This window comes from Paraburkholderia diazotrophica (assembly GCF_900108945.1).
In the GTDB taxonomy this organism is placed as follows: Bacteria; Pseudomonadota; Gammaproteobacteria; order Burkholderiales; family Burkholderiaceae; genus Paraburkholderia; species Paraburkholderia diazotrophica.
Genome location: NZ_FNYE01000006.1, coordinates 168935 through 193114, shown reverse-complemented (window position 1 = coordinate 193114; position 24180 = coordinate 168935). Strand labels below are relative to the sequence as shown.

General features: G+C 61.6%; 21 protein-coding genes. 1 reads left to right on the top strand and 20 read right to left on the bottom strand.

Annotated elements, in window-relative coordinates; genetic code table 11:
- Positions 1-38 precede the first annotated feature (38 nt).
- The 10 genes from BMW76_RS10820 to BMW76_RS10770 all read right to left on the bottom strand — a co-directional run bounded on the left by BMW76_RS10820 (position 39) and on the right by BMW76_RS10770 (position 11050).
- Positions 39-683, bottom strand: coding sequence for a TetR/AcrR family transcriptional regulator (locus BMW76_RS10820; RefSeq protein WP_090865122.1), 645 nt, complete (start codon positions 681-683; stop codon positions 39-41).
- A 1007-nt stretch (positions 684-1690) separates the two neighbouring features.
- Entirely contained in the window at positions 1691-2029 is a 339-nt protein-coding gene (locus BMW76_RS10810; RefSeq protein ID WP_090865120.1) for an L-rhamnose mutarotase, read from the bottom strand.
- Between the two features lie 173 nt (positions 2030-2202).
- Positions 2203-2430 (bottom strand): hypothetical protein, encoded by a 228-nt coding sequence (locus BMW76_RS10805; RefSeq protein ID WP_245763172.1) that lies wholly within the window; start codon positions 2428-2430, stop codon positions 2203-2205.
- A 119-nt stretch (positions 2431-2549) separates the two neighbouring features.
- Entirely contained in the window at positions 2550-4076 is a 1527-nt protein-coding gene (locus BMW76_RS10800) for a UxaA family hydrolase (protein ID WP_090865118.1), read from the bottom strand.
- Complete coding sequence (locus BMW76_RS10795) at positions 4076-5233, bottom strand: mannitol dehydrogenase family protein (protein ID WP_090865117.1); 1158 nt, start codon at positions 5231-5233, stop codon at positions 4076-4078. The genes BMW76_RS10800 and BMW76_RS10795 overlap by 1 nt, the downstream gene beginning before the upstream one ends.
- Positions 5234-5255: 22 nt before the next feature.
- A complete protein-coding gene (locus BMW76_RS10790; protein WP_090865232.1) occupies positions 5256-6263 on the bottom strand; it encodes a zinc-binding alcohol dehydrogenase family protein in 1008 nt (335 codons plus the stop codon).
- Between the two features lie 165 nt (positions 6264-6428).
- Positions 6429-7445: an aldo/keto reductase gene (locus tag BMW76_RS10785; RefSeq protein ID WP_090865116.1), complete on the bottom strand. Its 1017-nt coding sequence runs from the start codon at positions 7443-7445 to the stop codon at positions 6429-6431.
- A 66-nt stretch (positions 7446-7511) separates the two neighbouring features.
- On the bottom strand, positions 7512-8459 hold the full coding sequence (locus BMW76_RS10780; RefSeq protein WP_090865115.1) for an ABC transporter substrate-binding protein: 948 nt from the start codon (positions 8457-8459) through the stop codon (positions 7512-7514).
- A 34-nt stretch (positions 8460-8493) separates the two neighbouring features.
- Positions 8494-9525: an ABC transporter permease gene (locus BMW76_RS10775; RefSeq protein ID WP_090865114.1), complete on the bottom strand. Its 1032-nt coding sequence runs from the start codon at positions 9523-9525 to the stop codon at positions 8494-8496.
- Positions 9518-11050 carry a sugar ABC transporter ATP-binding protein gene (locus BMW76_RS10770; RefSeq protein ID WP_090865113.1) on the bottom strand — a complete coding sequence of 511 codons (1533 nt, stop codon included), beginning with the start codon at positions 11048-11050 and terminating at the stop codon, positions 9518-9520. The genes BMW76_RS10775 and BMW76_RS10770 overlap by 8 nt, the downstream gene beginning before the upstream one ends.
- Positions 11051-11314: 264 nt before the next feature.
- Here BMW76_RS10770 and BMW76_RS10765 point away from each other — a divergent pair, with 264 nt between their 5' ends.
- Positions 11315-12016, top strand: coding sequence for a FadR/GntR family transcriptional regulator (locus BMW76_RS10765; protein WP_090865112.1), 702 nt, complete (start codon positions 11315-11317; stop codon positions 12014-12016).
- Positions 12017-12180: 164 nt separating this feature from the next.
- Here the strand turns inward: BMW76_RS10765 and BMW76_RS10760 are convergent, their stop codons facing one another.
- The 10 genes from BMW76_RS10760 to BMW76_RS10715 all read right to left on the bottom strand — a co-directional run bounded on the left by BMW76_RS10760 (position 12181) and on the right by BMW76_RS10715 (position 24177).
- Positions 12181-13587 carry an NAD(P)/FAD-dependent oxidoreductase gene (locus BMW76_RS10760; protein ID WP_090865111.1) on the bottom strand — a complete coding sequence of 469 codons (1407 nt, stop codon included), beginning with the start codon at positions 13585-13587 and terminating at the stop codon, positions 12181-12183.
- Positions 13577-13939 carry a (2Fe-2S)-binding protein gene (locus BMW76_RS10755; protein ID WP_090865110.1) on the bottom strand — a complete coding sequence of 121 codons (363 nt, stop codon included), beginning with the start codon at positions 13937-13939 and terminating at the stop codon, positions 13577-13579. Before BMW76_RS10755 ends, BMW76_RS10760 begins: the two co-directional genes overlap by 11 nt.
- Before the next feature lie 7 nt (positions 13940-13946).
- Entirely contained in the window at positions 13947-15095 is a 1149-nt protein-coding gene (locus BMW76_RS10750; RefSeq protein WP_090865109.1) for an NAD(P)/FAD-dependent oxidoreductase, read from the bottom strand.
- 398 nt (positions 15096-15493) lie between these two features.
- Positions 15494-16180, bottom strand: a complete 687-nt coding sequence (locus BMW76_RS10745; RefSeq protein ID WP_090865108.1) for an aspartate/glutamate racemase family protein — start codon at positions 16178-16180, stop codon at positions 15494-15496.
- A gap of 56 nt (positions 16181-16236) precedes the next feature.
- A complete protein-coding gene (locus BMW76_RS10740) occupies positions 16237-17562 on the bottom strand; it encodes an NAD(P)/FAD-dependent oxidoreductase (RefSeq protein ID WP_090865107.1) in 1326 nt (441 codons plus the stop codon).
- Positions 17563-17564: 2 nt separating this feature from the next.
- On the bottom strand, positions 17565-18299 hold the full coding sequence (locus BMW76_RS10735) for a cupin domain-containing protein (protein ID WP_090865106.1): 735 nt from the start codon (positions 18297-18299) through the stop codon (positions 17565-17567).
- 458 nt (positions 18300-18757) lie between these two features.
- On the bottom strand, positions 18758-20587 hold the full coding sequence (locus BMW76_RS10730) for an ABC transporter ATP-binding protein (protein ID WP_090865105.1): 1830 nt from the start codon (positions 20585-20587) through the stop codon (positions 18758-18760).
- Complete coding sequence (locus BMW76_RS10725) at positions 20584-21540, bottom strand: ABC transporter permease (protein ID WP_090865104.1); 957 nt, start codon at positions 21538-21540, stop codon at positions 20584-20586. Before BMW76_RS10725 ends, BMW76_RS10730 begins: the two co-directional genes overlap by 4 nt.
- On the bottom strand, positions 21537-22493 hold the full coding sequence (locus tag BMW76_RS10720; RefSeq protein WP_090865103.1) for an ABC transporter permease: 957 nt from the start codon (positions 22491-22493) through the stop codon (positions 21537-21539). Before BMW76_RS10720 ends, BMW76_RS10725 begins: the two co-directional genes overlap by 4 nt.
- Positions 22494-22560: 67 nt before the next feature.
- Positions 22561-24177: an ABC transporter substrate-binding protein gene (locus BMW76_RS10715; RefSeq protein WP_090865102.1), complete on the bottom strand. Its 1617-nt coding sequence runs from the start codon at positions 24175-24177 to the stop codon at positions 22561-22563.
- Positions 24178-24180 lie beyond the last annotated feature (3 nt).

Below are 24180 nucleotides of genomic sequence, written 5' to 3'. Positions count from 1 at the left end.
ATTCATGACTGATCATTCAAAAATTCGATAAAAAAATTTCAGGTCAGCGCGCGCATCGCAATATCGACGATTGCTTTCATCTCGTCCTCCTTGCGCTTGCATTTACCCAGCACGCGCAGGCCTTGCGTCATGCACAGCAGGAAATCGGCGACCGCCTTTTCGTCGAGGTCGCCATTGAACACGCCCGCCGCCTGTCCGCGAATGACGGCCGCCGCAAGCAGCGTGACGACACGTCGCTGGATCGCGCGGATTTTTGCGTGCAGCGCCTCGTCTTCGGGCTGCAATTCGAGCGTGCTATTCGTGATGAAGCAGCCCGTTAGCGTGGACGAGATGCGCGCGTGGTGCAGCAGCGCGTTGCGCACGGCGACGTCCGGCGGCACGTTCGCGTTCAGCCGCTCGACGAGACCGGCAATGGCCTTGTCCGCGTAATGGTCGAGCGCCGCCATCATGATGCCGTGCTTGTCGCCGAATACGCCGTACAGGCTGCCGCGCAGCACGCCCGTCGCATTGCAGAGATCGTCGACGGAGGTCCCATGAAAGCCTTGGCGCCAGAACACCTTGCTCGCCTCGGCGAGCACCGCGTCGGTGTCGAATTCGCGTGGACGGCCGCGCGCGCCGACGGCGTCGGGCCTGGCGTCTCGGGTCGCGCCAGACGTGCGCCGGGATGCAGTGTTATCGCTCATGCAGCCCAGTTTATGACTGGGCATTCAAGAATTCAAGGCAAAACCACGCGGCCGGCGTGGCTTCGATTGTCCCTGCACAATAGACCGCAAAAATTGGGCAATAGACTCAGAAACGCCGCTGAATGGTCGTGCAATAAACCCTGAAAAATGAAAGCTGTTTTTTAATATTTCACGTGTCATTCGCTTCCGCGCAGGGTCGACCATGGCTATTCAGCGTGGCAGTAATCCATAGCTCTCGCGCCCGCCCAGTGGAGCCGCGACCAGAGCACGATCAAAGTCGCGTTTCTTTTCTTAGCAATTTCCCCGTTGCCCTCGCACATCACGATCAACTCCGGACGCACGAGCCCGCGGGTGCCAACAAACCTACGGTAGATGAAACCCAGCGATATCGCTATCACACTTTGCACACTTCCGACGACGCCTCCAGTACGTGCAGCGGCTCCCGGAACGTACCGACGATCGGTAGTCTAATGGCGCGTGCTCGCAGCCTGGATGGCCAGGGGCAATCCCGCCGGCAAACGGGAAAGTCGATTGACTCGATATCGGCCGAAGCGGACGTTGGTGTAGTTGAACGAATGTGGCCGTTGAGTGCCGTAGACCGGCCGCTCGACCAGGCCTGGCAGCGGGACGACACGCCGGGGCGCGCAACATGCCGGCGCACAATTTGCAAAGCGCGCCAGTTGACTAACAACACGTTCCAAACGCAACTATTTTGTCGCAAAGCTTCGTAAGCGACCCCGACCCAGCACCTTCATCCATAGCGAAGGCTAGCTTGGCGCCGATAAGCAGCGGATTTTTTTCCAAGCGTGAATGTAGGCGACGTCCTCAATGCCTTCGACCAGGACGAGCCGTTGCGCGAAGAAAATTTCGGTGAATGTAGGCTGCAGTATCTGGGCAATCCTGGCGAGACTTCCGCGAGGCGCAACAGGAGGTTCGCCGGTGAGGCGCGCATATTCCTCACCGATTTTCGCTGGAGACGGGCGCGTGGCGTAAGAGGCCTTCGTATTTCATGCGTGTCGCAGGTCGAATATCTCCTTCATCGCAACCCATTTCTGGCCCGTCGGCGTCCAGGGAGTCGCAGCCTGGAAGCGCCACATCAAATCTTCCCAAGCCCGGATAACCGGATTCGTTTCAGCTGCCCCCGACATCGCTTCGGCATCGAACACAGAATCATCGGTGTCCATTACCATCGTTAAGCGCGTCCCCAGCCTGAAAATCTTCATATCCACGACGCCATGCTCACGTAGATGCTGCAGCACTTCTGGCCAAACGTTGCAGTGGTACTCTTCGTAGCGGGTAATCAATGCGTGGTCGTCTTTCAGATCTAGCGCGAAACAGTGACGCATAGTGAATTTGTCCAAGAAGAAGTGAGTAGTGTCTAAGGAACGTAGCCGCGGCCCCCGCCAGAAGCGCAATGCCGGTCGAGCACGAGCGCCGCCGCCAGACGCAGTGCCTACTGCTAAATGTCAGGCGGCGTGACTCGCGGTCAACGCCGACAGCGATGGCCGCGACTTCCGCTTTAAAGCCCGAACTCCATCGCGTCGAGTAACTCGCGCTTTCCGTCGATGCGCCGCTGAAGCTCAATGATTTCGGGCAGTTCGAAGGCGTATACGTCGGGAGCGACTGCGCCCTGTCGTCGACAGACGTGAACCGTAATCTCTAGCACACGCGAGCGTGCGTCGATCAGCAGTGAAAGCGCCTCGTCAAGTAAGCGTCTTTGCTGAACTGACAAGTGGATTTCGCTCACGCCATCTTGTGGCGTTAATCCATATGCTGTTGTCTGCATTGCCGTTGACTGCCGGTGAAGTATCCGCAGGTGCCAGGAGTTATCGTCAAGCAAATGTTTGCGCGATACACGGAGGAGCCTTACATGATTGCGCCGCGCATCCAGGGCACAAACTCACGGTCGCCGATTCCATTCCGTTCGCTCTGGGTCTTCCTGCCGGAGGCGACGTCCAGCATCAGTCGGAAGAGCTGAGTACCAGCTTGCTCTACGGTAAGCGACTCGTCCACAATCCGACCGCAGTTGAAATCCATATCCGCGCGCATTCGCTCGAACAGTCCGCTGGTTGTCGCGAGCTTGATGGTCGGCACCGGCTTGGAGCCGAACACTGAACCTCGCCCGGTCGTAAAGCAAACCAGATTGGCACCGCCCGCGATCTGACCGGTAGCGGACACCGGGTCATAGCCGGGCGTGTCCATGAACACCAGGCCGGGCATTGATACGCGTTCAGCGTAATCATAGACAGCGGCGAGCGCTGTGCTTCCACCCTTGGACACTGCACCTAGTGATTTCTCGAGGATGGTGGTGATGCCACCCGCCTTGTTGCCGGGCGACGGGTTGTTGTTCATATCACCGCCTGATTCGGCGGCATATCGCTCCCACCACCGCAGTTTGTCGAGCAGTCGTTGCGCGAGCTCGGTTGACGTGGCCCGTTGTGTCAGCAGGTGCTCCGCGCCATAGATCTCGGGCGTTTCAGAAAGAATCGCCGTGCCGCCGCTGCGTACGAGAAGATCGACGGCTGCGCCGAGCGCGGGATTCGCTGTAATCCCCGAATACCCATCCGAGCCGCCGCATTGGAGCCCCACCTTCAGTCGTGCGGCGGGAACCGCTGTACGCGTCAAACGGTTGGCCGCGGACAACATCTCCCGAACGATCGCTATTCCGCGTGCCACCGTCTCCCGTACGCCGCCCTCATCCTGTATGACCAGGCTTTGGACAAGATCGGGGCGGTCAGGGCCTGACGAATTCATGATGCCGCTGACCTGATTGACTTCACAGCCGAGTCCCACCACTAATACACCTGCAAAATTCGGATTGTTGGCATAGCCGATAAGCGTGCGTCGGAGCAATGTCATGCCGTCGCCCGCAGCAGACATTCCGCAACCGCTTTGATGAGTAATGGCGACGACGCCATCGACCGCATCAAACGGGGCCATGACGTCGCCTCTGAAAGCGTCCGCGATCGCGTGACAGACGCTCGCCGAACAATTGACGCTGGCAATGAGCCCGACATAATTGCGGGTTCCGACCTGTCCGTTAGCGCGCAGAAACCCTTGAAAAGTTTCAGACTGCGCAGCAGCCGTGCGGGCGGGTGCAGCCCCGTTGTGCGCGGAGCAATGGGAGTGATGCTCCGGCATGCCGACGTTGTGAACGTGCACGTGCTCACCTGGCTCAATATCAGTCAGCGCGACACCGATGGTCTGCCGGTACTTGGTCACTGCGCTGCCACGCGAAATGTGCCGGATAGCCAGCTTGTGTCCAGCCGGAATTTCACTTCCGGCGAGAACCGATTGCCCGCCGGCCTCGATTGACGTGCCGGCCTCGATTGCCCGCAGCGCCACGGCAACGTTGTCGTCACCGTGAAGCATGACGACCGTCTGGTCTTTCATTATGCGTCCGCCCCTTGCGTCGAAGGTGCCATTCCATGCCGCGTAAGCAGGTCACGAAGACGCGTCTGACGGGGCGCAATCGACAGTGAATCCGCCAGATCCATGAGCGGCACGATTCGCCGCCGCACCTTCTCTACATGATTGTTTGCGATATCCGAGATGCGGTGATCCAGATACGGATTGAGAAACCGTTCCCGCACGCTCGCGACGTACTCTTCAGCGCGGGCGCGCAAACCCATTGCAGTGAAGACAGGCATCACTTCCTTCTCCCAGACAGCCTCGATGCTCTCGCGCAGTGCGGCATCGTTCATCGCATCGGCGACCGTTTCGCTCGGGCTTCGGCTTTGGGCAAGCCACTGATCGGCCAGCCACGTATGTCCAAGATTCAAAAAGAACAGCTTGAGCCGCTCGTAGCTGCGCAGATCGTCAGTGACGATGATGTCTTCGTGGGTACACGGCAGTTCCATGCCTGCGCGTCGCTCGATCGCCCACAGCGCATAGGGTTCGGCCACTGCGCCCACGGGTTCGATGGGTTCCGATACGATCCGGTCGACGAGCGAATTGACCCACACGCATCGCTGCGACAGGTATTCGACGAACGCAGCAGGCTGCTGCCAGCGTCTGGCAAGACCCAGTACGATATCGCGCAGCGTGTCGCCGTTGCTCGCGACCAGTTCACAGGGAAAGACTGATACGCCACGGTCGGGTCGTTCGCGCCATCGTGCATGAAGGAGCACAAGCAGCTTGGCCGGGAAGCTGCGCGGTACCCGTGTGTCCGTCGAGAGCAGTGCTGCCGAATCGCGCTCATCGAGGCGATAGCCCCCGTCGCCCGTATTCGACACGATGACGCGTGCATCATGAATCGCGGTATGACGGATCATCGCCCAGTCGCGATCGGCGATCCACGCTGCGCGCACGGCGCGGCAGTGAATCACCGTGTCCACGATCGCGCCCTCCTGCCAGCCGCGGATCTTCACGGGATAGCTGTTCGCTGTATTCAATGCCGCGATGCGCGCATGATTTGCCGGATTGTCGGTGCTTTGCACGACGCCGATGCCGCCGAGCGCATCACCGCGTTCGAGCGCCTGCGAGACGAACAGGGCGACATGTGCCTGCAGGAAGCGGCTGGTGCCGAACTGAAGAATGGGTTGACTCATTCGAACGATCCTGCCGTTTCGTTTAGCACTCGACCAAAGCCTTGACGACGGTCTGTCCCGGCTCCATCAGTTTCGGAAACTCGGTTGGCACGTCTGCCAGGCTCATCCGGTGAGTATTGAGCGCCTTGTCCGGGATGAGGCCTGCGCGCATCGCGTCCAGCACTGTCTCGAAGTCTTCCGCAGTTGCATTGCGGCTGCCGAGCAGCGTCGCTTCGCGCTTGTGAAACTCCGGGTCGGAGAACGTGACCTCGCCCGGCACGATTGAGATAAGCACATATTTTCCGCCGTGTGCAATGAACTCGAAGCCCCGGTTCATCGCCTTGATGTTCCCAGTCGCGTCGAACACGACGTCGAAGAACTCGCCGGCCGTGAGCGCCGATAGTTCATCAGCGTCAGCAGGCCCGATGGAAACGGTGGAAACGCCAATGTGCTCGCGGCAGAACGCGAGACGGTCTGCGCGGGTGTCCAGGCAGGTAACGACTGCGCCGCGCAGTTTTGCAAACAGCATGGCGGCCATGCCGATGGGCCCCGCGCCCACGACGAGCACCCGCTGGCCGGCCGATACGTCGGCACGGCGAACCGCGTGTGCGCCGATCGCGAGGAATTCGAGCATCGCCGCCTGATCGAGCGTAACGCCGTCCGCCTTGTGAACGAACTGCGCGGGCACCGACAGATATTCCGCCAACGCGCCATCGCGATGCACGCCCAATACCTTGATATTGACGCAGCAATTCGTTTTTCCCTGCCTGCACGCGACGCATGTCCCGCAGGACAGATAGGGCATCACGTAGACGGCGTCGCCGGGCGCAACGTGCGCGCCGGTCTCCGCCTCAGCGACGATAGCCGACAGCTCGTGTCCCATCACGCGCGGATACTGGAGATACGGCTGATTCCCCGTATAGATATGCATGTCGGTGCCGCAGATACCGACGCGACTGACGCGCAGCAGTACCTCGCCGTCTGCGCGGTGAGGCGGTTTGCGGTCTTCGTGGCGCAGAACGCCGGGCGATTCACAGATGACGCTGAGCATTGTGACGTCCTTAAGATTGAGCGACTCGATGACCGGATGGCCGATCGATTCTGTAGAAATGGAATGCACTGCTGCCGAACATGCGGGGCTGTGCCTCGCGGCCAAGGAAACGGCCGCCGCACGCTTCGCACCACGCGAGCCAGTCGTGCGCATCGATCCCGAACGTCATGCGCAGACCTCCGGTACGGGCGCCGATTCGGCGAGCAAGCCGTCGCGCTGCAACGCGTGCCAGAGCTGGTCCGGAATGGGCGTTTCGAGCCATTCGATGTTCTTGCTCAACTGATCGATGCTTCGCGCACCGACCACGCACGAGACGACGGCGGGATGCGCCAACGGAAACTGAAGCGCCGCGGCGGCAAGCGGAACGTCGAAGCGCGCGCACACGGCGGCGAGGCGCGCGACTTTCTGCGAGACATCGGGTGGAGCGTCGCCATAGTTGAACTTGCCGTTGCCCGCAAGCACGCCCGAATTGAATACGCCAGCGGCGACAACCCGCGTATCGGTGCCGGCGCATCGGTCCAGCAAGGGCGTGAGCGCTTCCTGTTCAAGCAGTGTGTAGCGCCCCGCGAGCAGAACGAGATCGAGGTCGGCTTCCTGGATCGAATCGACGGCGACCTGCCACTCGTTGACGCCGAGTCCGATCGCGGAGACGGCAAGCGAGTCGCGCAACTCGGCAAGCGCCCGGAATCCGCCGCCTCGCGTCAGTTGCTGCCAATAGTGTCCATGCGCATCACCGTGCGTCGCCATGCCGATATCGTGAACATAGAGCACGTCGATCTTTCTCATGCCGAGACGTTGCTGGCTATCCTCGTACGAGCGCATGATGCCGTCGAACGTGTAGTCGTACTGAGGCCGGAAGGGCAAAGGTTGCGCCCAGCCATCATCGCCCGGCCGAACCGTATCGTCGGGACGCATCAGACGCCCGACCTTCGTGCTCAGCACGTAACGTTCGCGCTCGCGCATCTGCAGCGATTGACCGACGCGTCGCTCCGACAGCGTATAGCCGTAGAACGGCGCCGTGTCGAAATAGCGAATGCCCGCGTCCCACGCCCAGTCCACCAGCGCACTGGCGTCGGCCGTTTGCATCGGCCTGTAAAGACCACCCAGTTGTGAACAGCCGAGGCCAAGTGTGGTCATCGCCAGTCCGCTTCCTGGCAGCTCGTGCGTTTCGTTGGCTTTCATCGAGAGTTCTGTGATGAATGATGGGCGGGCGGACGGGCTTTGAAACGTCCCGTCCGTGCCCGTCCGTCAGTAGAGAACGTTCTTTGCTTCAGACGAGTCGAGGTTCTGTTTCTCGACCAGCATCACGCCCGTATCGACCTGCTTCGACACAGGCTTGCGCTCGATCACGTTGACGGCGGTCTCGATGCCCTTGTAGCCCATCTGGTAGGAGCTCTGCACTGCGATCGCCTGGATCGTGCCGTCGCGAACGAATCCCTGCAGGTCCTGGTTGCCGTCGAAGCCGATCGCAATGATCTTTCCGCCTTTACCTGATTGCTGAAGCGCGCGCCCCATCCCGACGGCCGTCGGCTCGTTCGCGCCGAAGATGCCCTTCAGATCGGGGTTGGCCGACAGCACGTCTGTCGTCTGGTTCAGTGCGTTCGCCATCTGCGACTGCGAATAGAAAGGACCGACTACTTGCAGCTTCGAATGCTCGGCAATGTACTTGCGGAATCCACCGACGCGGCCGACTTCGGATCCTGCTCCCGGCACGTACGACATGACGGCGATCTTGCCTGTCTGTCCAACGCGATCGATCATCGCCTTCGCGCAGAGTTCGCCCGCCTTGACGTTGTCGGTCGACAGGAACGACTGGTAGTACTGCTTGCCAGCGTCCGATACCGTCGAGTCGATCAGCACCACGGGAATATGCGCTTCCCACGCCTTCTTCATGGCGGGAACAAGGGCGTCGGGATCGGACGGCGCGAGGACAATGCCAGCGACGTGCCGGTTCACTGCGTTCTCGACCATGTTGACTTCATCGGCAATGGCCGATTCCGCCGCGGGGCCCTGGAACGTCATCGTGTACCCCTTCGCGTTGGCCATAGCAGCGGTGGCCCCTTTCTGCACGTTTTGCCAGTAGTTCGAATTCGCCGTTTTGACGATGACGGCAATTTCGCCGCCCGCGGCCTGTGCGTACGCGCTGAACACCGCGCACATCGTTGCGGCCGCAGCCATCAGGGCCAACTTTTTCATGTCTCGCTCCTCGTTTGTGATTTGACATTGCTGACTACATCTTCCGGTTACGGAATTGGTCGATCCACACGGTGCCAAGAATGACAACACCGATGATGATCTGCTGGATGAAGCTCGATACGCCGTTCATGTTCAGGCCGTTGCGCAGCACGCCTATCACGAACGCGCCGATGGCCGTGCCGGAGATCGTGCCAACGCCGCCCATCAACGAGGTGCCGCCGATCACGGCGCTGGCTATGGCATCGAGCTCATACATCACACCTTCGTTCGGCTGGGCAGTGACAAGGCGCGACATCAGCACGCAGCCGGTGGCGCCTGCAAGCAATCCGGACAGCACGTAGGTGAAAAGCTTGACGCCCTGCACATTGACGCCGGAAAGCCGCGCAGCTTCTGCGTTCGATCCCACTGCGTAAATGTGTCGGCCAAGCGATGTCCGGGAAAGCAGGACAGAGACGGCCAGAAACAGCACGATCATGATGACGACGGGATAGGGAATGCCAGGAAACACGGTGTCCGGAAAACCATCAGCCCCGATATGGGAAATCTTGAAGAGCGCGCCGTTGCCCAGTTCGCCGAACGCATCGCCGAGTCCCGAAACCGGCCTTGCGCCTGTGATCTGCAGAGCGAGACCGCGGGCGACCAGCATCATGCCCAAGGTGGCGATGAAGGGAGGCAGCCTCATCCGCGTGACGCAGATGCCGTTGACCCAGCCGCACGCGGCGCCGACCAGCATGCCGCCCAGCATCGCGACGGGCACAGGCACGCCGGCCTTGACCAGCAGCGCAGCCGCGACACCGGCCAGCGCGAGTACGGATCCAACGGACAGGTCGATGCCGCCCGTAATGATGACGCACGTTGCCGCCACGCCGAGGTACGCGATGGACGTAACCTGGAGCGCGACGGTCATCAGGTTGCCGACCGAGAAGAATGCGGCACTCGCCAGCGAAAACGCGACGATCAACACGACGAGGCTGCCGAGTGCGGCGAACTTCTGAATCAGGTCACGACGGCGCTGCCGCGCATGCCGCTCGATGGCCTGCGTCTGGCCGGATGTGATTTCAAGCATGGCTTCTCCCTGATGCATGGTGCAGGATCTCCTCCTGACTGGTCTGTCTCGTGTCGAGGACGGCGGTAATGCGCCCTTCGTGGAACACGGCGATGCGATCGGTCATACCGAGCAGTTCCGGCAACTCGGAACTGATGAGCACGACACCAACGCCGTCTGCGGCAAGCCGGTCCATCAGCGCATAGATCGCGTATTTCGCGCCGACGTCGATGCCGCGCGTCGGTTCGTCAAAGAACAAAATGCGCGAGCCGCGGTAAAGCCACTTGCCGATGACGATCTTCTGCTGATTGCCTCCAGACAGGTTCCTCGCGATCTGCCTGACGCCCGGGGTACGGATGCCGAGTTCGCGCACGTAACGCTCGGCGACCGAGGTCTCTTCGGAGAAGCGCAGAAAACCGCGCGACGAAACGCCCTGGACGTTGGCGAGAGTGATGTTCGCGGCGACGGCCATCGACAGTGCCAGGCCGTCTTTCTTGCGGTCCTCGGACAGGTACGCGATCCCGTGACGGATGGCCTCGCGTGGCGAGCCGATTGAAACAGGCGTGTCGCCGAGCATGATCGAGCCGGCGTCCGGCCGCTCCGCGCCGAAGATGGCGCGAGCCACTTCCGTGCGCCCTGCACCCATTAGCCCGGCGAAGCCAAGGATTTCGCCCCTGCGCAGGTCGAAGGACAACGGACCGAACGTCCCTGTCCTTTCCAGGTCTCGCACGCGTAGCAGGGTCTCGTCCGTGGGAACCGACTGGCGCGGCGGATAGGCGTCGTCAAGCGAACGTCCGACCATCCGCGCCACGATTTCATTGACCGTTGTAGATGCAAAGTCGCTGGTTGCGATGTGACGGCCATCGCGCAACACCGTGACGCGATCCACGATCTGCGCCATCTCGTCGAGTCGATGCGAGATATAAAGAATCGCGACTCCGTCGGCGCGCAGTTCCTTGATGATGCGAAACAGCTGAACCGTTTCCGACTCCGTCAGGGAGGACGTGGGCTCGTCCATGATCAGCACGCACGCGTCCAGTGACAGTGCCTTCGCGATCTCTACCATCTGCTGCTGCGCGATCGACAACGCGCCGACCAGCGTGGTCGGCGATACGTTCAGCCCTATGCGCTGAAGGCATTTCCTTGCGTCGGCATTCAGCCTGCGGTAGTCGACGAACGGTCCGCGCCTGGGTTCGCGCGCGAGGTAGATGTTCTCCGCGACCGACAGATGAGGCACCAGGTTCAGTTCCTGGTGAATGATCGCGATGCCCGCCGCCTGTGCATCCGACGTTGAAGAAAACTGTACCGGTCTGCCCTGATACGACATGACACCCTCATCCGCACGGTACTGTCCGCTGATGATCTTCATCAGCGTGGACTTGCCTGCACCGTTTTCCCCGCAGATTGCGTGCACCTCGCCTGCGCGCAGATCCAGATCGATGCCATCAAGAGCAATGACACCTGGAAAGCGCTTCCCGACACCTCTGAGTTTCAGGACCTCCGGAAGCACCCGTTGCTCAGGCGCGGACCCGGACTGGCGCAGCATGTTGTGGCGTGTCACTCGCGTCTCCATTCTTGCGGCCTCTTTCGTTTGACGCACCGGACCGCGCCAACTGGCTAGGCCAATCTGGCAAGTATTAAAGCTCACAGCGCCAAATTTGGTCAAGCCAATTTGTTTAAAGCGGCTCCGTTCAGCCAATCAGGAAAACCCTGGATAGCCTGAAACGCCCGCCATTCAAGGCAAGCGCGGCTATGCTAAGATTGGTTGCAGGTCCGATTCGGCGGGCCGCCGACCAAAAAACTTCGCGCAATGAAGCAAACCGAGCCAAAGCGGCTTTACCAATCCGTAGCGACACAGATCCTTTCTCTCATCCACGAGCGCGAGCTGACGCCTGGCACGCGCCTGCCTCCCGAACGCGAACTCGCGACCGTCCTGGGGGTATCGCGTCCTTCGCTGCGCGAAGCATTGATTGCGTTAGAGATCGGTGGCCAGATAGAGATACGTATGGGATCGGGTGTCTACGTCCGCGCTCGTGAGGAGGGCGGCGACAGCACCGTACCCGCACTCGGCGAAAGCCCTTCGGAGTTAATGCAGGCCAGGGTGGCCATCGAGGGGTCGGTCATCGTGCTCGCTGCGGGCAAGCTATCGGCAGTCACGCTCGACAAGTTGCGCCGCACTGTCGAACGAATGAAACGTCTGGCGGCGGCGGGTAAATCGCCAGTTGATGCAGACCGGCAGTTTCATATGTTGATCGCCGAGACAGCTGGCAATTCGGTCCTTAGCCGTTTTGTCGCTGAGATGTTCGATAGCCGCCACGACCCCATCGCTGCTGCCATTCGCGACCACTCCGAAAGTACTGAGACCTGGTCGGCTGCAGTACGGGAACACGAGGAAATCCTCAAGGCATTGCAGACAGGTGACCCGATTGCGGCGCAAACCGCGATGCGCATGCACCTTAAAGCGTCGGGCGAGCGCTGGATAGCGGGTGAACTACTCGAGCGTGGCGGCTAGCTCAGCCGTTGCGCAGGACCCGAATTGTGAAGCCGCGTAGTTGCTGTTTCAACCGACGTCAGTCGACCCTTAATTCGAACCGCTGGCGCGGTTCTTTAATGACGGCATCAAAGCCAGGCCCTTTGTGGCAGAAGGGGCACACGGCTTCCTGAACGGTGCTTGCTTCACTCACCGGCGAGTTCGCCAAGCGAGAGAGGCGTGATTGGTGGACGAATGCGGTAATACCCGACTTCAGCGGGCGACACGTTGCGCGCATCGGCAATCACTTCCGTCACCGTCAGGCCGCACATGCGTCCTTGGCAAGGACCCATGCCGCAACGCCCGAACGACTTCGCCTGATTTGGTCCGATACAGCCTTGTTCGACGAACTTGCGCACTTGTCCCGCCGTAACCTCCTCACAACGGCACACAGTCGTGTCGTCGTGCGGAATGCGGTTGACGTCGCGTGGGCGATAGAGGCTGTCGAGGAACGGGCGGATGCGCATAACGCTGGCAAGCTCGCGTCGATGTACGGCGGCTTCAGAATCGCGCTTCGCAGCCTCGACCGCACCCAATTGGCCAGCAACTGCGAGGCCCGCGAGCGTCCCCTGCAGGGCCGCCGCCTGCGCCCCGACAATGCCTGCGCCATCGCCCGCAACGAAAATGCCGGGCACATCGAGTTCGCCCCAAGGGTCGACTTCAGGCGTAAAACAGAGTTGCGCATCGTCCCAGCGATGCGACGCGCGCAGCGCCTGTGTAAACTGCGTGTTCGGCACTACTCCCTGATGCAGAAGGATCACGTCTGCTTCGATGCGATGGGCGTTACCCTTCACGCTAAAGTGCAGTGCCCCTGCGCGCGCGAGGCCGTTTGCATCCTCGCGCGCTTCAATGCAAAGATCGTCGGCGGCTTCGAACATGGGCACGCGCGCGTCACGCAACGTGCGGACCAGCCGAAGGCCCCTGCTGATGAATGGCCACGCGCGCAGCGCCGACAGCATATGGCGCTTTGCGCGCCAGCGGTCTTCGTGGCGGGTGGTATCGACGAGCGCTCTGATCGGCACGCCGGCGCGCACATATTGCCAGCCGAGCAGATACAACAGCGGCCCGCAACCGGCGAGCACCGGGGGTGCAGCGGGCACTTCGCCGGCGCTCTTGAGGAGAATCTGTGCTGCACCAGCCGTAAGTACACCCGGCAGCGTCCAGCCTGGAATCGGAAACGGACGCTCGAGCGCGCCGCTGGCAAGAATTACGCGCTGCGCGTCAAAACTGCCGACCTTGCCATCTTTCAGATAGTTGATGCTACGTTCGCGCGTGACTTGCCACACGCTCGCGTTCGTCAGGTGCCGAGCGCCCGATGCCGCGAACGCATTGGCGATCGCCGCACCCGCCACGTAATCCGGGCCGAGAATTTCCTTGCGACGTGCGCTGGCACGGCCAATCGCCCGATAGATCTGACCACCCGTGGCGTTCTGCTCGTCAAGAAGCACCGTCTTGAGGCCTGCGCGGGCGGCACGGGTTGCCGCACTCATACCCGCCGGACCAGCGCCAACCACGACGACGTCTGCGGATTCAGACGGAAAATTAGCGAGCATGGACGTTCTCCACCAAAGCGTTAGTCACATTCGTAGGCGGCAGGTCGCGGGCGCCTTCCTGGGATCGTATGCGCATGCCAGCCGTTACCTCGACCATGCAACTCTGGCGGTTCGGTACGCCGTCGATCTCCACAAGGCATTCAAAGCACGCGCCCATCATGCAGTACGGCGCGCGCGGGGCGCCCAGGACCGGTGTCGCACGAAAGCGCGACACGCCCGCGGCGAGCAGCGCGGCTGCGACCGAGCGATTACCGGGCACAGCCAGCCGCTTGTCGTTGAACCAGATCGCGACATTGGTGTTTTCGGACTCCGACAATGGCTTGAAAAGCGTCTGGGTCAATTGGGAATTCATGTCGAACTCAGTCTGCAGAGGTCAGATCTTCGGCGTGCCGAAAGCGGCGGGCGGAGAAGGTTGCCAACTCCTTGGGCATCGCTGCACCGAGAATCCAGGGGGGAATCCGCGTCGCGTGCGCGGCGGCCAGCGTCACGCCGCTATGACACGTAACGACGAACGCGCCTGGATGCGCCTCGGACTCGTTGTATATCGGGAAGCCGTCGGGGCTTAGAACGCGTAGCGCCGCCCACATGCGCACGAGCCGCACCTGGCTCAGCATCGGGAACGCGCGAACGCCGCGCTGGGCGATGGCGGAAAGCACGTGCGTTGTCGTGAAATCGTTAAAACCGACTTCTTCCTTTGAATCGCCGAACTGTACGGTGCCTTCATCAGTCTGGCGCACGTTGAGCGTCGGGTAATTGAGAAACGGAGTGACCCGCTCGCTTACCAGCACCTGCCCGCGATTGGGTATGACGGGCGCATGCAGTCCGACGGAAGGCGCAAGCGCCCGATTGCCAAGCCCAGCGGCAAGCACAACGCGCGCCGCGCGATGCGTACCGCGCTTCCCGTGCACGGTGAAGCGGCCCGCCTCCGGCACAATGCGGTCCGCGCGCTCCCCCGGTACAAGCCGGACACCGCGCTTCTTCATCGCGGTGTGCAGGCCGCGCAGCAGCTTGAGAGGATTGACATGGCCGTCCATCGGTGTGTAACTCGCGCCGATCACAGCAGGCCCTATTTGCGGAATGCGCTGGCGCACTTCGGCGGCGTCCAGCAACTCATAGGGGTAGTCGCCGAGTTCGTCCCTGAGCGTCGACAGGCGCTTCTCGCGCTCAGCGAGCTCGTCGTCGCTGAAGCAGAAGTGAAAGCCGCCCGGCTGCTTCAGGGCGACGTCGACATCCGCTTCGCTTAGCAGCGCCTCGGCCAATTCCGGCCAGCACATCGCTGAATTGCGCGACCAACGCGCATAAGGCGACAGGTCGTGTCCCTTGCCCTGAATCCAGACAAGGCCAAAGTTGCCGCGTGAGGCGCGAAAGCTTCCGTCATCATCGTCAAGCACGGTCACCCGTGCCCCTTCGCGGGCAAGGCCGTAGGCGATTGCAGAGCCGACGATGCCGCCGCCTACCACGATCACGTCCGCGAGTACCTCGGTGCTGGCGATGCCCGATACTGTCATTGGTCTTCTCCGATCAGAATGCGGTTTAGTCCGACCACGCGTTCACGCAGGACCTTCCCCGGAACCGTGCCGATAGCTGCCGACGCGGAAGACTCCGCTGCTGTTACAAGAAGGTCAGTGAGCTCGTCCGTTTTCATGCGTAAGACGACGAGAGTGTGAGCTAACGCGTCGACAATGAACCGGAGACGTCCATCTGCGTGAAAATGCGCAGCGATACAATGCCTAAGACCACGTTCGGAATCGTCAATGGAGAAACTTACGACCGTTGAATTCAACCACTCCACTACGGATCGGCCCCTTGAACAGGCTAGCCTGTGTGTATCGTAGTCTGTTGAAAAATGCCGTTGTACCCACCGACTGCTTAGCCCGCGCGATCCGCGCTCCTGTCACGCTGCCAATCATCTGTTCTGGTTGGGCACGCTTACCTTAGGCAGGTTATCGAGCGAGCGTTTCAAAGCAGCAACACCGCTACGCGGACTAGATAGCACGGGAACGCGTACGCCCTCCAACTGCGGCACGAGCCGCGCCATTGAGACCTGCGCCAGTACAATCACGCCGACCTGTGCTGCAAGGGTCGAGATTGCGCTCTTTACGATTTCGTCATGGCGCGCACCGTCCCCGCTTAAGAGGGCCTCGAAAGCGCCTTCGGCAATCCGCTCGGTCACTTCGACGGCGCGCCGCATTTCTCCGGCCTTCTTTTTAACGAGGCGAACGGTGGGCTCCAGCGTAGTCGGCACAGTCGCGATCACCCCAATGTGAGAACCGATGGAGCAAGCCTCTTCTGCCATCGCCTCGTCGATTTTCACGATCGGAGTACTAATTAAGTTGCGCACCGAGTCAACAGCTTCGCCGACGGACGAACAGGCGTTAAGGATGATGTCGACGCGCATCGCCTGCGCATTGGACATGTACGAATGAATTCGACTTGCGACTTCCGGAGTCAGATGGCCGGCGGCACGAACGTCATTGAGCAAGCTGTCATCGACGATGTTGATCACCCGCGCATCAGGAATCAGCTCGCTGATTTGCTCCTTGATCGGCTGGACCGATACTGGTCCTGTGTGAACCACGGCGATGGTTGTCATAGTCTGATTCGACTCGTAGACGTCATTGATTAGAAGTCAGATGGCTCAGGTGTGCCCTAGAAATCGGCGACCTTACCCCACGAGGAATTGGCGAATCGGCCGGGCCGATACGGTATAGGGTCAACGATCGGTTGCGCACCGCTGGCAAGGTCCGCGATCAAGTGCCCCGCGCCGGGCGCGATGCCAAAGCCGTGGCCCGAAAAACCCGCAGCCAGGACTAATCCGGGCACACCCGGCAACTCGCCAATACCCGGCACGCCGTCCGGCGTGCTGTCGACGAAACCGGCCCACGCATGCGTGATATTGGCTTTGCGAAGTTCGGGCAGCAGTTCGACGGCGCGGCGGTGGGTTTCGGTGACCGTCGCCCGATCAGGCTTGGGATCCAGGATGCGTACGCGCTCCATGGGTGTCGGCGCATCGAGCCGCCACCGCTGCAGCGTTTCATGGCCACCCCGGACTCCCTCGAGGCCACCCGGCAGGAGGCTGCGCCAGCGCTTGGCGAACATGGGCATGAACTGCGGGGCAAATCGCAGGAACTGCGGCGTCACATCCACCCGCGCGCGACCACTGATGGCCAATGCATAGCGTCCGTCGTTGCGGCGAGTCACCGATACGCCAGCGGTGAACAGAGCATCCGGCAAGCGATGTTCGACAGGGGACACGCTCAGGATAGACTGGCGGATCGACGCCTGAGGAAAACGGACGCCCAATTGGCGGCAGAACGCGGATGCCCATGCGCCACCTGCGAGAACGACTGTGCGCGTCTTGATGACGCCGGCTTCCGTTACGACGCCGCAGACCCGCCCGCCCTCCAGCTCAATGCCGCGCGCCGCGCAGTGTTGAATGACACTACCCCCGAGCTTCATGAGTGCGGTTGCCACGGCGGGCGCGGCTTTCGCTGGATCCGCGGTGCCGTCGCTGGGCGAGAAGACGCCGCCTTTCCAAGGCCGGCCAGTCGCCTTTCCGCGTTCGGCGGCTTGGCGGCTATCGAGCATGTAGGTCGTCACTCCCGCCGTCTTTGCGAATTCGCCCCAACTGGCCCAACGAGCGAGCTCGGCGTCGTCATTGCTCAGATACAGCAGCCCGCAGCGATGAAAGCCCGTATCCTCGCCGGACTCGATGGCAAATCGTTCCCAAAGATCAAGGCTTTTGCTCGCCATCGGCAATTCGCGTGCGTCGCGATTCTGCTGCCGGCACCAGCCCCAATTGCGGCTCGATTGCTCGGCGCCGATCCTTCCCTTCTCGACGAGAGCGACGGACACGCCGCGCCGGGCGAGGTAATAAGCGGCAAATACGCCGATGATGCCGCCTCCGATCACGACCACGTCGGCAGCGGCCGGTAACGTCGGTGAGGTTTGGATTTGGTTCAGCGGAGGGGACATGACTAACCTCGTTCGCTTGAATCCTGGACGGTTTGAACAACGTAGTACTTCGCCACGCGCTCGCTGCTTTCCCATCCAATCGGCGCCCCCTTTGGCACGAACAGTGCATCGCCCACGCCAAGCGAGAGCACGCTGCCGTCAGGCGCGGCGAAGCGCACGCTGCCGGCCAGAAGATGCACAAACTCGTTCAGGCGATGAGGGCGAATGATCCGGTGATACGGCGTCGAATCCCACGTACCTGCCTTGTACTCCACGTCGTCCTCGGTGAATACATTGTCGCTGCGACATTCGGGAGCCGGCCCCAGCAGCACCTCCGCCGGCAGGGTTGCCGTTGGCTTGAAATCGGCGTCGGCGCGTAACGGGGTGAGCCCGGTCTTCGTCGGCCGCTTGCAAGCGGCGGCGCAGAACACAAAACGCGTGCGAGATTCCGCGCCCATGCGAAGCGCGGTACCGCAACCGACGACGGCGCCCGCTCCTGGACCGAGCACCAACGGCGGCTTCCCGACCGTCTCGAGAGTGAGCTGGCCGTCCACCACGACAATCGTTTCAATGTGGGGGAAACTCGGGACGCGAAGCTCGCCAATGAAGCTGGCCCGACCTGCGATCATCGAGTCGGGTCCTTCCCACGCGATTTCGCGATTTCGGCCAAAAGGGTCGTCAGTTCCGAATGCCGCCCTGCGGAAAGAGGTTGAAAGTGGTGCACCGTCGGCGCGGTGCAGCACAAAAGCCGCGGTCATTTTTGCTCCTGCGCATTGCGCAATTATCGACTCAAAGAAGGGAATGCAGTATCGAGCTGTTGGCCACGCGGGCCTCGAGGCATATGATCAATTAGGAATTCAATGTATTTGCCCATCGAAGTCGATCATGGAAGAGTCTTATCGTTGAAAATCCAGTTAAACGGCTAAAGTCCAGGCCTGTCCTACCATGCCTCCCTTATCGAATATTTAACCAGTATAAAAAGTCTCGCAGTCACTGATTTGAGCAGTAAAAAAACACAATCCAGTTGTCCTGAAATCCCTAACAGCACATCATGCGGGCGAATCTCGCGGACGACGGCTCTCGCCGGACTCGAAATCCGTATCCCGCCTTCAGAGGCCCGAACAGCAACGTGCCGCCTCAGGCGACGTCGACGGGGCGTTCATCCACGCATTCCGGGTGATGCGCTCGCTCTCCGCCGCGCATGCGGCACGAGTGCTCATGCCGTCACCGGATTGGTTTTCTGTGCGCGCTCGAGTTCCGTAGCGGAGTGGTGGCACAGGATCACGGCACCCGAGGGCAGCTTCATGACAGAGGGAGGCGTAACGTTGCACTTGCCGTCTATGCGGACCGGACAACGCGCCCGAAAACTGCACAGCTCAGTGGAGTCACTGGCGGGGCCCATCGACGGCAACGCGGTGCCCGTCAGTGCGCGCCGTGAGTCGAGCCAGCCCGGGCGCAGCGCCGGCACCGAATCGACGAGTAGCCCTGTGTAGGGATGGTGCGGTGGCGCGACGAGTACATCGCGCTGCCCCGCTTCAACGCATTGACCGGCATAGAGCACCATGACGTCGTCGCAGATCGCTCGAACTGTCGAAATATCGTGGCTGATGAACATGTAGGACACGCCGAGTTCTCGCCGCAGTTCCACGAGCAGGTCAAGAATCGCCGCGCCAACTACAGTGTCCAGTGCAGAGGTCACTTCGTCGCAAAGAATCAGCGCAGGGTCGGCCGCAAGCGCACGCGCCAGGTTCACGCGCTGCTTCTGGCCACCCGACAGACCGCCCGGCTGACGCCTGGCAATAGACGCCGGCAGCTTCACCAGATCCAGCAGTTCGAGCATGCGCTTCTGTGCCGCCGCGCCGCGCAGGCCGTGATAGAAGTTCATCGGCCGAGCGAGGATGTCGGCGATCGTGTGGCTCGGATTGAGCGCTGTGTCGGCGTTCTGGAACACGATCTGCACGCGGCGGTACTGATCGGGCGTGCGCGCGGAGAGCTTCTCGGGCAGCGGCTTGCCGTCCAGCAGCACCTCGCCCCGGGCACGATCCACCAGTCCCGCCACCACGCGCGCGAGCGTCGTCTTGCCCGAACCCGATTCGCCGATCACGCCGAGCGCGCTGCCGCGCGCGATCTTGAGGCTCACATTGTCGAGCACACACACGGCTGGTATGCCGTTCGCGTCGGTCCGTCCATACCCGGCATTCAGATTGCGGACCTCAAGCAGCGGTGGCAACGAATCTGTGGCCGCAATCGCAAGCTCTGGCTCCCGTCGTCGGGTTGCCGCAAGCAGTTGCCGCGTATAGTCGTCGGCCGGCGCATCAAGTACCTGCCCGGTCGTGCCGTTTTCGCGCACGGTACCGCCGTTGAGCACAACAATACGGTCTGCCATCTGCGCGACAACGGCAAGATCGTGCGACACATAGACGGCCGTGGTGCCCAGTTCGCGGATCACTTTCTTGAACGCGGCGAGCACCTCGATCTGTGTCGTGACGTCAAGCGCGGTCGTCGGTTCGTCGAACACGACGACGGCGGGATCGGTAATCAGCGCCATCGCCGCCATCAGCCGCTGCAACTGCCCGCCCGAGACCTGATGCGGATAGCGCGAGCCGATCGTTTCCGGCGCAGGCAGCGCGAGCGAGCGGAACAGTCCTACGGCCTTCTCGCGGGCCGCGGCAGGCGTCATCAACCTGTGCAGCAGCGCGGGCTCCGTCACCTGGTCCATGATCGTGCGGGCCGGGTTGAAACCTGCCGATGCGCTCTGTGCGACGTAAGCGACGGTGCGCGCGCGCAACCCGCGACGTCCGGCTGCATCGAGTGACAGCACTTCGACGCCGCCGATTTTCACCGAGCCGCCAGCAATAGAGCAGCCGCCTCGCGCGTGCCCCAGCAGCGATAGCGCAATCGTCGTCTTGCCCGAGCCTGACTCGCCAATCAACGCGAGCACCTCTCCCTTTTTCACGGTGAAATCGACCCCCTTGACGATCTCGACGACCGGGTCGGGTGCCGAGCCCGCGACTATGCGCAGGCCTTTGACTTCGATCATGTTCATTTGGCGCCTCCATGCGTGCGCGCGACATGCCGGCGCAGGCTATCGATCAGCAGGTTCACGCCAACCGTGAGCGTCGCGATTGCAACGGCAGGCATCAGTACGGCAGGCGCTCCTTCCGCCAGACCGCCGATGTTCTCGCGCACCAGGGAACCCCAGTCTGCGTTTGGCGGCTGCACGCCGAGGCCGAGAAAGCTCAGGCCGCTGAGCAGCAGCACGATGAACACGAAGCGCAGGCCGAAGTCAGCGAGCATCGGATGAATCATGTTGGGCAGCACCTCGACGCGCGCAATGTAGAACAGTCCTTCGCCACGCGCCTTCGCGACCTGTACATATTCGAGCGTCATCAGGTTGACCGCGAGCGAGCGCGAGATGCGAAACGCGCCGGGAATGTACGCGAGCGCGGCGACCATGATCAGCATCGGCACTGACGAACCGAACGCGGCGATGACGACGAGCGCGAGGATCTTGCTTGGAATGGAGATCAGTGCGTCGAACAGTCGGCTCATGATTTCGTCGACCCAGCGCCCGGACACGGCCGCAATCAGCCCGAAGAACGTGCCGATGCAACTGGCGAGCACCGTCGACGCAAGCGCCAGTCCCACGGTGTATTGCGTGCCATACAGCACCCGGCTCAGCATGTCGCGGCCCAGATAATCGGTGCCGAAGAGATGCGCAGCGCTGTACGACCCGAATACCTCAGTGGACGTCACCGCGCCCCCCTTGTACGGCGCAACCAGCGGGCCGATGAACGCAACGCAGAGCCAGAACACGACGATCACCAGGCCGACCAGGCCCAGCAGCGAGAGACGGTTCGCGAGACGGCGCAGCGGACTACGCTTTCCGACGGGGACTGCGGCGGGCGCGTCCTCGAGCGCATCGGCACAAGGGCGGGTTTCTTCGCCAGGTACCGTGTACAGAACGGTCCTTGCATGGGATGTGTTGGGTCGGTTCATCGTTGACGCAGCCTCGGATTGGAGATGATCTGGCACAGGTCGGCGATGAGTACCAGGGCGAGATACGCCGCACAGAACACCATCACGCAGCCTTGCACCAGCGGCATGTCGCGGTTCGTGACGGCATCGACCATCAGGCTCGCGAGCCCGGGATAGTTGAAGATCGACTCGACGATCACGACGCCGCCGAACAGATACGACAGACTCAGGGCAACCGCATTGGCAATGGGGCCAATCGTATTCGGCAACACATGACGCAACACGATGCGGACGGGCGACGCGCCCTTCAGTACCGCCATCTCGACGTACGACGCGTTCAGCTGGTCGAGCACCGCGGCGCGCGTCATACGAGCCATCTGCGCCACGATCACGCAACACAGTGTCATCACGGGCATCGCGTAAATTCGCACCAGCGCGCCGAACGACGTGACCTCCGACAGATATGACAGCGCCGGCAGCCAGCGAAGCTTGACAGCAAAGATCAGCACGGCGATCGTCGCAATCAGAAACTCGGGCACAGCGATGGTCGACAACGTCAGCACGTTGAGGGCGCGGTCCAGCAGCGAACCGCGATACATTGCCGACAGAATGCCGATCGCCAGCGCGATGGGCACCGACACAGCGGCCGTCAGCCCTGCAAGCATGAGCGTATTCGGCAGGCGGGTTGCGATCAGCTCGCTCACCGGCATGTTGTTCGACAGCGACATGCCGAAACTGCCGCTCACGATGTGCAGGAGCCACTGGAAATAGCGCTGCAGAGCGGGCTGGTCGAGACCAAACTGGTGACGCAAGGCGGCCACCTGTTCCGGCGTGGCCGCCTGGCCGAGCGCCTGCTGCGCCGCGTCGCCGGGCAAAAGGCCCGCGATCGCGAACACAATGGCCGACACCAGCAGCAGCGTGACCATCGCGAAACCGAGGCGGGCGGCGATGAGTCGTTGCGCGTTTGCTTTCATACTGGAAACGCCTCCTGTACAGAAAGGGTGCGCCGCGAAGTAGCGGCGCGACTGAAGACGTGGCAGGTCAGGACTCGAGCCAGACGTGTTCCGCAAACGTGAAGCCCATCAGTCCGGCCAGCGGAATCGAGCCAAGCCCTTTCAGCCTGGTTGTATGGCCGTCGAGTGAACTCACGAACAGCGGAATGCCAATACCGCCGGCTTCATGCACCATCACCTGCATGTCGCCATAGATCTTCTTGCGCTTCGCATCGTCAGGCTCGCCACGTGCAGCGATGAGCATCTGGTCGAACTTCGGGTTCTTCCAGTTCGCTTCGTTCCACGGCGCGTCCGACTTGAAGAACTGCGTGAAGAGCACATCGGCACTCGGCCGCGCGTTGACGTTGCCAAAGCTGAGCGGATGCTTCATCCAGTGATTCGACCAGTAGCCGTCTGCGGGGACACGGCTCACCTGGAGGTTGAGGCCAGCGCGCGGCGCGGCCGCCTGCAGCAACATCGCGATTTCGACCGATCCTGTCGCCGCCGGCGACGCGTACAGTTGCAGCGGAGCGCTGCCGAGTTTGGCCTTCTGAAAATAAAACCTGGCCTTGTCCGGATCGAAACTCCGCTGCGGCAGACCCGCAAAGTAGTACCCGTTCGTCGGGTCAACAGGCTGGTCGTTACCGATCGCGCCGTAGCCACGAAACGCCGCGCGGAGGATCTGTTCGCGATCCAGCAGGTACATCATGCCGCGGCGGAAATCCTCGTTGCCCGTGATGCCGCCTTCATCGCGCATGATCAGGTCCGTGTACTGGCCCGTTTTCGTTTCGAGCACTGAAAACCCGGGTGTCCCCTTGATCCGCTGCGCCGAGTTGGGCGTCACCGCATTGATCAGTTGCACGTCACCTGAAAGCAACGCATTGACGCGCGCCGGTTCATCGCCGATGCCGATGAGTTCGATCTCATCGAGATGCGGCAGTCCTGTCTTCCAGTACGTCTCGTTGCGCACGCCTACGGTACGCACGCCCGGCGAAAATTCCTTGAGCTTGAACGGACCGGTGCCGACAGCCGTCCTGAAATCTTTTGTTCCGTCCTTGATGATCATGAAATGCGAAGTCGCCAGGATCACTGGCAGGTCGGCGTTCGCTCCTTCGAGAGTAATCGTCAATTCGTTCGCACCCGTCGCCTTCACGTCCTTGATCTGGTCCGCGAGCGTCTTCGCCTTCGAGGCGGTCGCCGGGTCTTTGTGGCGCATGATCGAGTAGACAACGTCGGCGGGCGCGAGCGCCTTGCCGTCGTGAAACTGCACGCCCTTGCGCAGCCTCACGACCCACACGGTCGCGTCCTTCGTTTCCAGCGACTCTGCGAGCGCCATTTTGGCGCCAAGATGCGAATCGAGCTCGGTAAGACCGTTGTAGAACATGTTGGCGCGCACGTAATCCGTGCTCAGCGCGCCCTTCGCAGGATCGAGCGTATCCGCAGTGGACGCCGATTGCGTCGCGACGCGAATCTTCCCGCCTTTTTTGGGACTCTGTTGTGCGAATGCCGACCCGCTCGCGGCCAGCAGTCCCGTGCCAGTCATCGACAGCATCCCGCCGGCCGCCATCGCGCGAAGCAGATTGCGTCGCGACACGCCTTTGCGCGTGATCTGTTGAAGTTCATCGCCGACGCTGGCCCCAGCGTCGCGCATATTTATCTTGTGCATCTG

Excerpts from the sequence above, each read along its gene's own strand:
- BMW76_RS10715 (WP_090865102.1), bottom strand. The coding sequence starts at position 24,177 with ATGCACAAGATAAATATGCGCGACGCTGGGGCCAGCGTCGGCGATGAA.
- BMW76_RS10780 (WP_090865115.1), bottom strand. The coding sequence starts at position 8,459 with ATGAAAAAGTTGGCCCTGATGGCTGCGGCCGCAACGATGTGCGCGGTG.
- BMW76_RS10770 (WP_090865113.1), bottom strand. The coding sequence starts at position 11,050 with ATGCTGCGCCAGTCCGGGTCCGCGCCTGAGCAACGGGTGCTTCCGGAG.
- BMW76_RS10775 (WP_090865114.1), bottom strand. The coding sequence starts at position 9,525 with ATGCTTGAAATCACATCCGGCCAGACGCAGGCCATCGAGCGGCATGCG.
- BMW76_RS10785 (WP_090865116.1), bottom strand. The coding sequence starts at position 7,445 with ATGAAAGCCAACGAAACGCACGAGCTGCCAGGAAGCGGACTGGCGATG.
- BMW76_RS10730 (WP_090865105.1), bottom strand. The coding sequence starts at position 20,587 with ATGAACATGATCGAAGTCAAAGGCCTGCGCATAGTCGCGGGCTCGGCA.
- BMW76_RS10755 (WP_090865110.1), bottom strand. The coding sequence starts at position 13,939 with ATGAATTCCCAATTGACCCAGACGCTTTTCAAGCCATTGTCGGAGTCC.
- BMW76_RS10735 (WP_090865106.1), bottom strand. The coding sequence starts at position 18,299 with ATGACCGCGGCTTTTGTGCTGCACCGCGCCGACGGTGCACCACTTTCA.
- BMW76_RS10765 (WP_090865112.1), top strand. The coding sequence starts at position 11,315 with ATGAAGCAAACCGAGCCAAAGCGGCTTTACCAATCCGTAGCGACACAG.
- BMW76_RS10720 (WP_090865103.1), bottom strand. The coding sequence starts at position 22,493 with ATGAAAGCAAACGCGCAACGACTCATCGCCGCCCGCCTCGGTTTCGCG.
- BMW76_RS10790 (WP_090865232.1), bottom strand. The coding sequence starts at position 6,263 with ATGCTCAGCGTCATCTGTGAATCGCCCGGCGTTCTGCGCCACGAAGAC.
- BMW76_RS10820 (WP_090865122.1), bottom strand. The coding sequence starts at position 683 with ATGAGCGATAACACTGCATCCCGGCGCACGTCTGGCGCGACCCGAGAC.
- BMW76_RS10750 (WP_090865109.1), bottom strand. The coding sequence starts at position 15,095 with ATGACAGTATCGGGCATCGCCAGCACCGAGGTACTCGCGGACGTGATC.
- BMW76_RS10760 (WP_090865111.1), bottom strand. The coding sequence starts at position 13,587 with ATGCTCGCTAATTTTCCGTCTGAATCCGCAGACGTCGTCGTGGTTGGC.
- BMW76_RS10810 (WP_090865120.1), bottom strand. The coding sequence starts at position 2,029 with ATGCGTCACTGTTTCGCGCTAGATCTGAAAGACGACCACGCATTGATT.
- BMW76_RS10725 (WP_090865104.1), bottom strand. The coding sequence starts at position 21,540 with ATGAACCGACCCAACACATCCCATGCAAGGACCGTTCTGTACACGGTA.
- BMW76_RS10795 (WP_090865117.1), bottom strand. The coding sequence starts at position 5,233 with ATGAGTCAACCCATTCTTCAGTTCGGCACCAGCCGCTTCCTGCAGGCA.
- BMW76_RS10745 (WP_090865108.1), bottom strand. The coding sequence starts at position 16,180 with ATGACAACCATCGCCGTGGTTCACACAGGACCAGTATCGGTCCAGCCG.
- BMW76_RS10800 (WP_090865118.1), bottom strand. The coding sequence starts at position 4,076 with ATGAAAGACCAGACGGTCGTCATGCTTCACGGTGACGACAACGTTGCC.
- BMW76_RS10740 (WP_090865107.1), bottom strand. The coding sequence starts at position 17,562 with ATGTCCCCTCCGCTGAACCAAATCCAAACCTCACCGACGTTACCGGCC.